This is a genomic window from Pontibacter qinzhouensis (assembly GCF_008017455.1).
Taxonomy (GTDB): domain Bacteria; phylum Bacteroidota; class Bacteroidia; order Cytophagales; family Hymenobacteraceae; genus Pontibacter; species Pontibacter qinzhouensis.
In genome coordinates this window covers 1-14,482 of record NZ_VRTY01000032.1, presented here as the reverse complement: position 1 = coordinate 14,482, position 14,482 = coordinate 1, and the positions used below count along the sequence as shown (strand labels likewise).

7 protein-coding genes are annotated in these 14,482 nt (G+C 47.4%); all 7 read right to left on the bottom strand.

Annotated features, from left to right (window positions below; translation table 11 throughout):
• Positions 1 to 3: 3 nt before the first annotated feature.
• On the bottom strand, positions 4 to 1,572 hold the full coding sequence (locus FVR03_RS10215) for a hypothetical protein (protein ID WP_147921650.1): 1,569 nt from the start codon (positions 1,570 to 1,572) through the stop codon (positions 4 to 6).
• Positions 1,573 to 1,671: 99 nt separating this feature from the next.
• Complete coding sequence (locus FVR03_RS10210; RefSeq protein WP_147921649.1) at positions 1,672 to 2,163, bottom strand: hypothetical protein; 492 nt, start codon at positions 2,161 to 2,163, stop codon at positions 1,672 to 1,674.
• A 366-nt stretch (positions 2,164 to 2,529) separates the two neighbouring features.
• Positions 2,530 to 5,391, bottom strand: coding sequence for a glycoside hydrolase family 2 TIM barrel-domain containing protein (locus tag FVR03_RS10205; protein WP_147921648.1), 2,862 nt, complete (start codon positions 5,389 to 5,391; stop codon positions 2,530 to 2,532).
• Positions 5,392 to 5,703: 312 nt separating this feature from the next.
• Positions 5,704 to 7,293, bottom strand: coding sequence for a sodium:solute symporter (locus FVR03_RS10200; RefSeq protein ID WP_222707206.1), 1,590 nt, complete (start codon positions 7,291 to 7,293; stop codon positions 5,704 to 5,706).
• 286 nt (positions 7,294 to 7,579) lie between these two features.
• Positions 7,580 to 8,665, bottom strand: a complete 1,086-nt coding sequence (locus FVR03_RS10195; protein ID WP_147921647.1) for a Gfo/Idh/MocA family protein — start codon at positions 8,663 to 8,665, stop codon at positions 7,580 to 7,582.
• Between the two features lie 597 nt (positions 8,666 to 9,262).
• Positions 9,263 to 10,753, bottom strand: a complete 1,491-nt coding sequence (locus tag FVR03_RS10190; protein ID WP_147921646.1) for a RagB/SusD family nutrient uptake outer membrane protein — start codon at positions 10,751 to 10,753, stop codon at positions 9,263 to 9,265.
• A 127-nt stretch (positions 10,754 to 10,880) separates the two neighbouring features.
• On the bottom strand, positions 10,881 to 13,850 hold the full coding sequence (locus FVR03_RS10185) for a SusC/RagA family TonB-linked outer membrane protein (RefSeq protein WP_147921645.1): 2,970 nt from the start codon (positions 13,848 to 13,850) through the stop codon (positions 10,881 to 10,883).
• Positions 13,851 to 14,482: the final 632 nt, after the last annotated feature.

The window sequence follows — 14,482 nt, the reverse complement described above, 5'->3', positions numbered from 1 at the left end:
TTTCTATCTTTCATATATTTCAATTTGTCCGTTTGTTAGTCCAACCGCAATTTTATTGTCAAAGGTCGCAAGCGATAATGGTCTTGCAAATGATTGATTTTTGCTTCTGTTAATGACTTCTATTGTCTTGCCGTTTTCACTTTCAATTAACTCAATTTGTCCATTAGTCAAAGCTAAAACTAATGTCGAATTGTTGTCAAGAATTGCGAATGAACATACCTGACTACCAACAGTTTTCAACCATTTTTCTTTTTTGGTCACCAAGTCTATACAGAATAATTCTTGTGTGTCGTAAGGATTTCTGTTTGAGGAATAAACCTTACCACTTATTATTATGTAATCATTGATTTTAATCCCGTTTAAGTCATTGAAGTGATTAGGTTGTTTTTCTAATTGCCAAACTTCTTTTATTTCAAACGTCCCTGGATTTATAGAACACAAGGTTTTATTTTGGTACTGCTCCTTCGGATTGCCTACTAAATAATAAAGCAATTCGCTGTTGTCAATTCTTAAATAGTGATTAAATAAGTCATAATGCCCAATGCGTTTTTCAAAAACAACTTTATAGCTTGGGTTAAGAATAAAGTCCTTTTTCGTTTTCTCTGAATGGTCAACTTGCCGTGCTAAAAAATAATTGTTTTTGCTTTTTGAAATGATATGACTGCAATTGATTACTTCTTGAAATTCTAAATTTGAAAGATCAATAGAAAATAATTCGTTCGTGTTTTCAGATTGAAAATCTCTACTCCATAGGTTTACGAGTAGTGAGTTGTTAGATGAGTTGAAGAATAGTTCAACACAGTCGCCATTGTTAAACAATTTAATTTCTCTAACTGTTCCTGTGTCAATGTTCCATATTTCAACGGTTGCGTTGTTTCTTGCTAATGCAATTTCATTCTTGCTAATAAATACTATGTCCCAAATTAAATTTCGGTTTTTGTAAACTTGTTTCTTCTGATTTGAAATATCGGTCAATACCCTGTCGGCATTACTTAGTCTGTTATTGTAATCTTCGATATTGAAATTGTCAATGTGGTCGTTTACTAAAACGGGGCTTAAATTGTCTAATTTGATTTTAGTTAGAATGGGGAAGTCAAGGTCGTATTGTTTGTCTGTGTAGTCAGGGCAATCAAGGTCGTCTGTAGGATTTAGGGTAAAGGAGAGTTTGTCTCCGTTTGGGCTGAATGAACATTTGATAACTTCTCTGTTGTCCGCCAGGATGGAATTAAGCTCATTAGTTTCATAATTCCAGAGTAAAAGTTCACCTTCATAATAAGCACCACCGTCATAACGACCTATTCCAAGAGCAATGTTTTTTTCTTTTGGATGAAATGAAAGGTCATTTACTGGATAGTCTAGATTGTCAACGAAATTCTTTAGTTCTAAAGTGTCAAGGTCATAGAGCAGTATAGATGTTGACCAAATAGAGATGTTTCGACCTGACCATTGAGTAGAAAATGAGTTTGCAACTGCAATTAGTCTTTTGTCTTCGTCAACAAATGTCCTGTATGGAATTGTCGTGTCGGCAAAAGTTGAATTTGATAATATTTTCGTCAGTGTCGTTCTGTTCATTGCGGTCGTCCTAAAATCACAGCTAACGGTGCTAGTATATACGACTTGCGAGGCTTTAGCCGAAGCATGAAGTATATACTGGGTTACTTGCTGTAATTTTTATATGTTTTGACGGTCTTCTAAAATCCAACCGTCTCTATAATGATATGGAACTTTATTCTTACCAAAGTAGAAATTCACTTCTCTAAATGCGATAGTTTCTAAACTCTTTTTTTGCTCTTCTTCAGGAATCCAACTATCAAACGCTACGAACGGAAATTCTTTTTTCGTAGGATAAAACATGTACTGCTCGTCGTATATGGGGTCATAAGTATTGAAAGTTCTTTTATATCCGTCAGTGAGTCCGCTAAGAAACTCAAATGTAAGTGAGAACTTATTTCCTTCTATTCCAATTCTGTCTAATTGTTCATTCTGTGTATTTACAATTATCCTTTCTATCCTTGGGTTATTTGGCTTAAGAAAATATATTGGGTCTTTTTTATGGTCAGTATCGGTTCTAATTATTTGCCCCAGCCATTCGATAACTTTATCTAAAGTATTCTTTTCACAAACACCTATCAATTCTTCTACCCAATCTCTATCTGAGTTCATAATTATTTATTACAAGTAACTACTAGATAACAGTAGTAAACCTACGCTTATCTGCACTATGCACCAAGTATTAAATAGATTACCATCCAAAATTGCAGAGTGTCTCTTTGTGCACTATTCCCTCACAGAACCAGATTGCAGGCTGCACAACAGATAAAATGGTGCTATAAGATAAGAAATTAGCTCTTAAGCTCCTAGTTTACCAGCTAACACTAAAATCCCAGCTGGCTCCTTCCTACTCCAAACACAAACCTTACCTCCAGCATGCCCTATCCGTGGCATGAATTATTCTAATCAAAACACCCTTCCAAAGGCAAAAAAGCCCTTACCGTGGCAAGGGCTTTTTGGGGCAAGAATTGGCTCCGGCTACTTTTTGCTGGTAGCCAGATTCGTATTAACCTGGTCTTCGGAGAAGTTAAAGTAAAGCGTCATTTGTTTCGGGCGCGATCTCCAGTAGTCGAAGTAGTTATTCTGACGACCGGAATTGCCCAGGTACTCAGGCTTCTGCGATTTGGTACCAATCGGCGTAATGCCATGCATAAAGGAAATATCGCCCTTCGGGAAAGGCGGGGCCGTGTGGTAGGTTTTCTCGGGTGTAGTGGCTGGCGTAAATAACCGCAGGAAAATATCTTCCTGATCGGTTACCACCGTAAAAGGCTGCGACGTGGTCAGCAGTTTCATCCAGTACATGTTCGAGTGATAACCCTTAAACTCCGGATACTCGAATCGTGTATGACCAGAGCCAATATGCCCGGTAGTAGTGTTGTTGTATTTCTTCGTCCAGATATCGAATTTGTTGCCATGCAGGCGGTTCTTCCAGACTCTGTACGGGCCATTGCCCAGCCACTGCACACCCTTCACCTGGTCTTCAGGGAAAGAGAAGTTAATACCCAGGAAATCGGAATGTTCGCCTAACTGGTCGTTTTCATCACCTTTGTAGGTCAGGTACTCCACGTCCAATTGCAGCCAGCCTGACGGATGCATGGTCCATTGCAGGGTTTTGAACTGTTTCTTTTCAGCGATATCGTACTTAATTACCACATTATTGCCCTCCTGCGCCACGTTCAGCTTCTGGAAACCCGATTCGCCTTCGGCAGGTATCGGTCCGTTGGCAAACGGAATCACACCTTTCGGATTTTTCACCTGCTGTAACAGGCCGGTTGTTTTGTCGAAGCTTACCTGAACGCCATTGGCAGACACCGTAACGATGTTGCCAGACTCCTGGAAACTTGCTTTTTGTGTACCATCTTTTGTAACGATGCGCTCTGCTATGGTGGCAGGGCGTGTAATGGGCCAGCTCCAGGTAAAGATCTCTTGCTGGTGCGGGTCAGTGGCCGTGATGTAAAGCACATCAAAATTTTGCCAGTCGTTGGGGAGTTGCAGCGCCAGTGTGCCTTTGTCGCTGGGTGCTATGGCAGGCGCTTTAAAGGTGCCTGTTTTGGTTTCGGCCTTGCGGGTGCTGTTCGGTTCTGGCAGCTGCGCCAGTTTATAGGAATAGGTGCATTGGTCGAGGTTGGTGTAGAAGTAACGGTTCTCTACCCGGAAAGTGCCATCGAAGGCAGGCGTGATTTCGCGCTGCTCAAATTTAATGGGCGACCATATTTCTTTGATTGCATAGAAACTCCCCTCCTTTTCTTTGTGCGGCCCCAGGATGCCATCCGGAGCATGGTCGCCGTCTGTATCTATTTGCCCTTTCTTGTCGGTACGTACAAGGCCTTCGTCAGCAAACACCCATAAAAACCCACCGGCCGACAAGGGCTTCTGCCACATCAGCTCCCAGAAATCGTAGAGTCCGGCACCAAGCCCACCATCGTAGAGGCCGTGCAGGAACTCCGTCGGGAAGAACACATCGCGGCCTTCGAAGTAAGAACCGGTGCCGTAGTTGTAGTTGGTGTAGTGCTGCGTATCTATGCCACGGAAGTTCTGCCAGGGGTGCACTACGGGGCGCTTCTGTATGTCCATAGAATCTATCACAGGGTCGAGGTCAAAGTTATGACCGCCTTCGTTGCCGTTGGTCCAGATTACGATGGAAGGGTGATTTACATCGCGGATCACCATTTCTTTGGCCAGTTTAGAACCAACTTCTGTGTCGTAAGCATCGTGCCAGCCGGTTAGCTCGTCTATTACAAATAAGCCAAGCGAGTCGCATACTTCCAGGAAATGTTTATCGGGTGGGTAATGCGACATGCGCACCGCATTCATGTTCATCTCTTTAATGAGCTGCACATCTTCAATGCTGTTTTTCTTGTTGGTGGTTCTGCCCGACTCTGGCAGGAAAGAGTGGCGGTTCACTCCTTTGAATTTGATTTTAGTACCATTCACGTAAATGCCATCCCGCTCCCGGAAATCGACAGTACGGAAACCGAAACGCTCGCTTACCGTGTGCACTGGCTTGCCGTTTTGCAGCAGCGAGTAAGTAACGCGGTAAAGATTCGGGAACTCCGGCGTCCACTGGCTTGGCGATGGCACGTTGGTTTGCAGTCTGGCTACGGTTTCGCCTTGTTTTATACTTGTCTTAAATTCAGAGCCTACTTTCTTGCCATCCAAAGTATAAACCTGGGCTGCCACTTCATTGGCTCCTGCCAGCCCTTTCAGGTTAACTTCAGCTACAAAGCTGCCATCGTGTTTGGCATCTAGGGCGGTGCGTTCGATGTGCTGCACAGGCAAGGCCTCGAGGTACACAGGCCGGAAAATACCGCCAAAAATCCAGTAATCGCCCTGGCGCTCCGCTTTCACTACCGATTCGTTGGCAGAGTGCTTGGCTACGGTTACTTCCAGCACGTTGGTTTTTCCGGGCTTAAGAAGGTTGGTAATATCATACTTAAACCGATAAAAAGAACCCTGGTGCACCGGCCCGGCCAACTGACCGTTCAGCTTCACTTCCGTATCGGTCATGGAACCTTCGAATACGATATTTACCGTGTTGTTCTTCCAGTTGGCGGGCACTTTAAAACTGTACTTGTACAGGCCTTTCTCTTTGCCGCGCTTCTCGTCTTTGTCGTGGCCGTAGTTGTACGTACCGAAGCCCTGCTGCTCCCAGACAGAGGGCACCGGTATTTTCGTCCACTTTCCTGATTTACGGCCTTCTGTTACCATAAACTGCCAGTCTACGGTTTTGTCGTTTCCGGTGCCGGACAGGTACTGCACTTTCGTTTCCTGGGCATGTAGCGCAAAAAGCGGCAGGAGCAGGAAGATAGCAAATAGGAATCGGACTGAAATAGATTTCATGATTTCTGGGTAATAATTAAACTAATTGTATGCTAATAGAATATTTATAGTAAGAGTTGTGCTGAAGATTTTAGCGGTGTAAGTCTGTGGTTAATCTCAGCCACACCCTGGGTATAAAATCCGGAAATATGCTTCGGAAGGCCATTTTCATTTGAATAATTCAAGGTATTACCCCCACGAGCTTTCAACTCGCGGCAGAAGGCTAAATTCTTGACCCTGCTACCACCATTTTTCAGGAGCACAAACCTTTGTTCGTATTCAAATGTAAATAAGGCATTTTTATATGAAAAAACCTTGCCTTTTTCAGCCTTTTTAGTGCCCGTTAAAGAACACGTAAAGGCTCACCATAACCACGATAAGCAGTAGCCAGAACACATACACGGTCCGGCTTGGCTTTACCAGGTTGCTGAAGTCAAGCACATTCTGGCTTCTGAACTCCGCATTTTTGTCGAAGTAAGAAATAAGGAAGGCTAACACGCTCAGGATTACAAAAATGTAGAACGACAAGAGCAGGAAGTGCGGCCAGAAATCGTAAATAGCGGATGGGAACACCCACAGGTACAAAATTCCTGTGCCAATGCTAAAAGCGGTACCAACCGTCAGGATTAAGTTGGCAGCGCGGGTGGTAGTCTTTTTCCAGAAGACTCCGAACAAAAACACGACCGACATTGGCGGCGCAATAAAACTCAGCACCGACTGAAACACATCGAATAGGTTCAGGCCCTTGATACTATCGATGGCCAGGCTACACCCAATGGCGATGAGTGAGCCCACCACTGTTACAATACGCCCCATCTTCACGATTTCTTTTTGGGTGGCATCTGGCTTCACTTTTTTCACATAAATATCCATCGTGAAAACAGTACTGAGCGAGTTCAGGGCCGAGTCGATGGTACTTACCAGTGCCGCAATGAGCACGGCCATCACCAGGCCCGTCATACCGGCCGGGAACAGGCGTGTTACCATAGTCATGTAGGCAGTATCGGGGTTCTCCAGTTCGGGGTACAGAATAAAACAAACGATGCCAGGCAAAATAAACAGCGGCACATCCAGAATTTTGAGCCAGGCGGTAAAGTTAGCCCCTAGTTGCCCCTGCTTCAGGCTTTTGGCCCCCAGCACCGACTGCACCATAGACTGGTCGGTGCACCAGAACCATACGCCCATAATCGGGTAACCCAACAAAATAGCTGCCCAGGGGTAGTGCGGGTCGTCGAGGGGGCGCAGCAGGTTCCAGTACTCACCCGGCACGGCTTCGTAAACAGCCACTGGTCCGCCAGCTTTCATAACGCCCACCACCGTTAGCGCCAGCGACACCACAATGAGCAGAATCATCTGGAAAACGTTGGTAAAAGCAATGGCCTCTAAACCACCTGCTATGGTAAAAAAGGCCGCAATGGCAATCAGTACCATTACCGAACCCCAGAGCGGCAGGTCCAGAATCTGGCTCACCAGAATACCGCCGGCAAACAAAGTTAACGACAGCCACGAAATAAGAACGGTTACAATAGTGTACCAGGCCAGAATGCTGCGCGTAGATTGCCCGAAGCGCTTGCCCATAAACTCAGGCAGTGTGAGCACCCTGGCACCCAGGTAACGCGGTGCAAACACCACAGCCAGCAGAAAAATAAACAGAAAGGCGTACCACGAAAAATTACCGGCCACCATGCCCGTGGTAAAACCAATACTGGCCGAGGCAATAAGCATCGACGGCCCTACGTTTGTTCCCCACATGGTAAAACCAATGCTGGACCAGCCCAGGGAATGACCAGCCAGGAACAGGTTTTCGCCGGTATCCTTCTTTTTCCGGAAACTCACCCAAAAGCCTAAGCCAATTATAATAACCAGGTAGGCCGCCACAACTATAAAGTCTATTGGCTCTAAAATGCTGTAAATATCTTCCACAATCAGGTTGGTTTTACTTGTTGGTTCCGCTCCAGTACTGATACTGGCGCGAAACACCTAGATGTTAAAACGATGGATAAAATAAAGTTATCTGCGGCTTGCCGGGCCAGGAACAAATTATGCTAATGAAAAAGGCCTTCCGAAGGTAAAAACACTTTTTTGAGGTCAAGGCTTTTGCAGGACAAGTATTTTCTGGTAAGGTTTACCAGAAAATATAAAGAAGCTACCTGTAGGCAAAAGGCACTACAGGCAGCTTCCGGATAGATGAACCAACAGGACGGATGGCCTAAACGGCTGCACCCTGCAGTTCGGCCAGGTCGTGCTGCTGCAGTATGTCGGCTACTTTTACAGGGGCACCTGTCTCCAGCGATTTTTCCATGGCGTTGAGCAGGGCAATGGTGCCGATGCCTTCTTTCAGGTCTGGGTAAGCGGTTTTGTCTTGCGCTATGCAATCAGCGAAATACTCGAGGTAGTTCTGGTATTCGCCGGCATGGTGGCTCTTGCCCTCGAAACGGAAATAGTGCTTCAGTTTATGCTCAAACGTAATCACTTTTTCTTCGCCGGTGTTCGTGGTAATGGCATAGCGCAGGTCCATGTAGTCGCCCTGGCTGCAGCCTTCGGTGCCGCGCAGGATACAACTCATTTCGCTGTCGCGGAGAACAGGCTGCACCGGCCCGGTATACACGCCGCTTACACGGGCAATACGGCCATCTTTGGCTTTAAAGATAAAGTGCATGGTGTCTTCGTTTTTCAGGCCGCCTTTTACACCGTTGGGGCTCAGCATGCCGTAGCCCATTACTTCTTCAATGTCGGGCATATACCAGCGCACCAGGTCTACCGGGTGGCTCAGGCCTCCATATAGCCACCTGAAGCTTTTCTCCAACGCCCAGGGTTTCTCCAGAAACCAGCGGTGGTCGGCGTGGTAGTAGGCTTCTATAGTCACCAGGTCTCCGATCTGGCCGTCTTCATAATCGGCACGCTGTCTTTTCATGGGCTCGAAAAAGCGGCTGCTCTGGCCAACAAATAGTTTTTTACCAGCCTTTGCACTTACCTCCAGTAGCTCTTTTGCCTGCGACAGATCGTTGAGCAGCGGCTTGGTGCAAACTACATGCTTGCCAGCCAGCAGCGCCTGCTTAATATGCTCAGCGTGCAGGTGATCGGGGGTATAGATAGCAATCACATCCAGTTCCGGGTCGTTAAGCAGGTCGCTGTATTCGGTGGTGTACTGGTGGAAGTCGAACTCTTTAGCTCTGTGCTTACACATATCCAGGTTTCTGTCGCAAACTACCTTCAGTTCCCATTTCGGACTTTGCAAAGCGGCAGACATGGTGCTCCTGCCTTCTCCCAGACCTAATATTCCTAATTTTAACATATATGATTTCTTTAGATGCTATTCATCCATAAATATCTAATTTATGAATGAAACAACGAAATTTTACTAACGCTATTTAGTCATTTATTTTATCCTGATGCAGTTTCAACAAGTAAAAACTCAAAATCAGGAACAAAAAAAGTAGCCCCCCTTTCGGATGTGCAGCAACAGTAGCAAAGCCTCCGGAGCTAATCTTGTAAGCAAAACCTTTGTAGCGGGCTTACAGTGTAATGCCGTCGTAACGGTTGAAGAAACTTGGGCAACTTCCTCATAAAAAACTGATAAAGATGCTTCTATAAGAGCCCTTACAGCACATTTTTTACCATTTCTAATTTCTAATTCGGCGAAGCTCCTTAACCATTCAATCTGCCAGATTCCAGGCTTGCTGCTTTGTCCTGTAGCGGCCTTACAGTGTAAGGCCGCTACAGGACTCGTTTAGCTCCGGAAGGCCAGTTTCATTAGCATAATTTGTACCTGGCTCTATACTGCAAAAGGTCTTCTATTTCAAACTAAAAAAAGATGGAATACCCGCCAACATCTGCTGATGAAAAACGGGCACTCCATCTTTGTTTTCAGAAACCTCTGTAACTATGAGCGCTAATAACCCGGGTTCTGTTCCAGGTTCGGGTTGGCGAGCACATCGGCAGGCGGTACCGGGAACACCAGGCGAATCGGGTCAGAGGCTGGTTTCAGGTGCCAGGGCTGCAGGAATTTTCCGTATCGTACCAGGTCTGTTCGGCGCAGTCCTTCGGCATTTAGCTCCCGGCCGCGTTCTGCCAGCAGGTTATCCAGGGTGAGCGCCTGGAAAGCGCCAACGCCCCGGTTTGTCCTGATATTATTCACGATTGGCAAGGCTTCGCTGGCTGATCCTTTTCGCAACAGGGCCTCTGCTTTCATGAGCAACACATCGGTGTAACGGATCAGGATATAATCGTTATCAGCAGCAGTTGGGTTGGCATAGTCCGGAATGTATTTCACCGGGCGCACACCATTCCAGAGAGAGGCTCCTACTATTGTAGGAATTTCTTTTGTGAACACCACATTCGGGATTGGATCGCCATTAGCATTATACTGCTGCCCTACCAGAAAACCAGCGTTGTAGCCTCTTGCTTTTACAATCGGGTGCTCATAGTATCGCCTGATGTCGTTCTGCTCGAAGGTATCATAAAAATCTCCTAAAGCAGCAAAACCGTTCCAGCCGCCACCGTTAGGCAAGTTTATCTCAGTAGGGAAAATGGCATTCCAGAGTACGTACAAAGAGTGAGAACGTACGCCACCCTGCCCCTCGATGGTGAAGAGCAACTCGGTTGATTTAGTGTTGTTGTCCGGCCCGAAGCTATCCCAATAAAAGTTGATGGACTTGCCTGTAATGGCATCGGCATACTGGATCACCTTATCCAGGTCGGCATTGTTGAACTGTGGGTTAGCCCGATCGGCATACACGCCTTTGTTCAGGTAGAGCCTGGCCAGGAAACCATGTGCAGCATTTTTAGAAGCTTTGTACGCTGGTGCGGTATCTGATAATAGCGGCAGGGCCTCCTCCACTTCTTTAATTATAAAGTTGATGGCCTCTGTGCCGGAGTACACCACCGGTGCAAGCAGTAGGTTAGAGCCCGGCTCCCGATAAGGCACTCTATCGTACAGGTCGAGCAAAGTGAACATGAAGTAAGCTCTCAGGAAGCGTGCTTCTGCGGCCACCTCTGGCGTAGGGCTAAAGTTGAGCACATTGGTAGCATCGAACACGCCCCGGTTCATACGCTCCCACACCTGCCGCAGGTAGGCATGGTCGGCGCGCCAGGTGTGCTGGTGCAGGTCGCGGTACACGCCACCGTTGTCCCAGCCCGAGGGCCTCGACGGACAGACCATGGCGTCGCCACTAATTTCGTCTATTACCCACACCGATGCCCCATGCTGCACAAAAGGGTTGTCGAAATCGCGGTACACCCGCTCCATCATCGACGCATAGTTAACGTTCTCTTCCAGAAATGCCCGCGCTTTGTCAGCAGGAAGTTCAGAGTGTACTTCTTCGGCCAGGTCGGTGCAACCGGCCAATACCAGACTAAGAGCTATATATCTTATAAATTTCATCTTCTAAAAATTAACAGGTTTGGTCATAAGAACACCGGTACCACAGGACAGAAAATTTTTCTATTTCGCTTTACTGGCCCACAACACAGTGCTTACTATTCAATTTTAAATTCAACTCTCCTTTTTGTTAGAAAGAAACATTAAAGCCAAGGGTGAAATTTCGTGGCATAGGGTAAGGCGTATACTCTATACCGAATGATGGAACACCACCAACACCACGGTTTGTGTTTACTTCAGGGTCGAAGCCGCTGTACTTTGTAAAGAGCAACAGGTTCTGGCCAGTGAGGTACAAACGAGCATTTTTGAAGGCGCTGCCAATGTTACCCAGCGTGTAGCCCAAGGCGGCGCTTTGCAGCCTCAGGAAGTTTCCGCTCTCCATGTACCGAGTCGATACCACATTGGAGTTGCTCAGGCTTTCGGGGCCAAGGGCTATTTCGGCGGTGGCGTTGCGGCCTACGCCAAAGTTGGCTGCCGTAATAACGGCGTTGGCTGTGTTGTTATAAAGCTGGTGACCAAAGGCCCCGTTAAAGTTCATGTTAAACGTAAACTTGCCTCTGCTCAGGTTTGTGTTGATGCCCAACAGGTATTTTGGGTTCGGGTCGCCTACAAAGCTCGCCTCCTGGCTGTATTGCGCTGCACCGTTATCGTCGAAGCCAAGGAACTCGCGCATGTGGAAAGCGAACAGTGGCTGGCCGTTTGCCAGGCGCTGGCTGTTGCTGCCTTCGCCCAGGCCGTTGCCGTTTATCTGGCCGGTTAGCACAGGAGCACCGGTATAATCTTCGAAGCGGTTTTTCAGATAGGTGGCGTTCATGCCTACTTCCCACATCCATTTCTCGTTCTCTATAACCAGTGCACTAAGCAACAGTTCCACGCCGGTGTTTTTAACAGTGGCCGGCAGGTTGGTCCAGTAGTTGGCAGCCGGGGCAGGTTGTAGCGCAGGCAGCCTGAACAGCAGGTCTTTGGTGGCTTTATCGAAAAACTCGATGGTACCGTTTATCCTGTTGTTAAAGAACCCGAAGTCTAAGCCCAGGTTAATGGCCTCTGTGGTTTCCCACCTCAGGTCGGGGTTGGCTACGTTAGCCAGCGCAATGCTTTGCAGCCCGAACTCATACCGCTCCTGCGACGAACCTGCCGGGAACTCCTGGTTACCTGTTTTACCCCAGCCCAGTCTCAGTTTCAGGTTGCTCAGCTTTTCCGATCCGGCCATAAACTGCTCCTCAGACAGCACCCAGGCACCGGCAAACGATGGAAAGTAACCATACTTGTTGTTGCTACCGAACTTGGTAGAGCCATCGGCCCGCATGGTAGCCGTAATCAGGTAGCGGTCGGAGAAGTTCAGGTTGGCACGACCAAAGAACGACTGAATCTCATTGGTAGGGTCCTGGTACGAGCTGATGTTTACCTGGTCTCTTCTGGCGTTCTGTAATATGTCGGTTCCGCGCAGGTCGAAGGAGGTAAAGCCTCGGGCGGTAATATTAAAGTTTCTGTTCTTGTAAGTCTGGTACTCGTAACCTGCCAACAGGTCTAAGGTCAGGCCATCGGTTACCTGGTTGTTATAGTTTAAGGTGTGGGTCAGGGTGCTGCTGGTGAGCGTAGAGTTATTAACCACCGCCAGACCGATATCGGTTATAGTAGAAAGAAACAGATCGCCGGAAGTATCGATGGCTCTGTTACCTTTTGACTGGTTTACACCGAGGCTGGCTCTGTAGTCGAGGCCTTTTACAATGTTAAAGGTGGCCCCTACGTTACCGAGCACATTGGTAATGTTCGTAACATCGTTGTAATACTCGAGCAGAGCAGCCGGGTTAGTTGGCAAGCCCGAAACGCTGGTGCCAAACAACCGTTGCACAAAGGTGCCATCTGTATTTCTGAAAGGCACGGTTGGGTTCCACTCGATGGTGTTACCAATAAGGCTGCCGTTTACGTTAGAGTTCTCGCCAATAGGAGCGCCATTCTCGATGGTGTTCGCTACAATCAGGTTCACGTCTACTTTTAACCTGTCTTCCGGCAAAAAGCTATAGGTGCCGGTAAAGCTGCCGGTATACTTTTTAAAGCCAGATTTTTTGATGATACCTTCCTGGTCGTGGTAGCCAACAGAAAGGCGGTAGTTGGCTTTGTCGTTACCACCGGCCATCGATACGTTGGCGATATGGGTTTGCGCCGTACGCATTATCTCATCAAAAGCATCTACATCGGCGCCACCATCGCGGTTCTCGATCTGGCGCAAAGCAAGGCCCTGACGGAACGTGTTGGCATCCATCAGTTCAGGTTTGCGGGCCAGCATGCTCACACCCGTCGACATATCTACATTCAGTGTTGGAGCGCCCTGCTGTCCTTTTTTGGTGGTGATGATTACCACACCGTTAGCTCCTCTGGCTCCATAAATAGCGGTGGCAGAGGCATCTTTCAGCACATCGATGGTGGCAATATCGTTCGGGTTCAGGAAGTTGAGTGGGTTAGAGCCTGCCGGGCTGCCCAGTTCGCCGGCTGCAGCGGCTGGTTTGGTGTTACGGCCATCCAGCGGCACACCATCTACTACAAAGAGCGGCTGGTTTCCAGAACGAACCGAAGAAGTTCCCCTTATCCGGAAGGTAACCTCACCGCCTGGCGCTCCATTATTGTTCACAATGTTCACACCGGCTACTTTACCTTGTATAAGTTGCTCCGGGGAGGTGTTGATGCCCACGTTAAAGTCTTTTTCTCCTACACGTGCCACAGAACCGGTTATATCTTTCACACGGGCGGTGCCGTAGCCAACTACCACTACCTCATCAAGGGCTCTGGCATCTGGCCTCAGGCTGATGTTAATGGTGGCACGGTTGTTTACCGGCACTTCCTGCGACGTATAGCCTACAAAAGAAATTACCAATGTAGCTGTACCGCTTCCAGCCTGAAACGAAAAGTTTCCGTCCAGATCAGTTGCGGCACCACGGGTCGTTCCTTTCTCCATTACGGTTACACCAGGCAAGCCAGCGCCTTTCTCGTCGGTAATTCTACCCTGCACGGAGTGGCTCTGAGCAAACGCGCTGCTGCAAATCAAAAGCAATAGAGGGAGTACCAATGCGTATCTCAGCTCTCTCAGTAAAATATGTTTCATCTTGATAAGGTTAAAGGTGTATAACTATTCGTCAGTTGCTCTCATGCCTGCCATTACCAGCCATGCCTCCTGGTAGCGTTTCAATGAACTACTGTTTGTAAACTTAAACTATTGTTTTCGTATTTTTACCTGGTTGCTTCACCTGTTTGCAGAAGCAGAATTTCAAAAGTAAGGGGTTTGTGTTGTGAAGGAATAAGGTGTAAGCAGTATCGCTGTTCGTGGCCTTCCTCCTGCTGGTAACAAAGTTCGTTCTTTTCCGATGCAGGGCAGCCTATTCTACTACAAAGCTAACCTATCGGCCTGTAACCAGATTATTTGAATGAAAATGGCCTTCAGAAGAAAAAATGGCCTAAACGAGCCAAGGGTTAAATTCTTGCTGCTTCAAGTCGCCCTTCTCCGGATGACTCCGAACGGTGGAGAAGATTTAGAACTTACCAGGGTGCCATTCATCAAGCAACCCGATTATTCTAATGTTTTTAGCCTTCCAAAGCTCAGAGAAGCTGTTTTGCCTCAAGGGTCCGGAGGGTCGGGTGTGCATCAGGAAAGCAGGTGACTGCTGTTTTGCCTGCACCTGCTTTCCTGTTATACATTAGCAGCCGTTTACGAGCAGTTTCTCGTCCAGGAACTGTTTG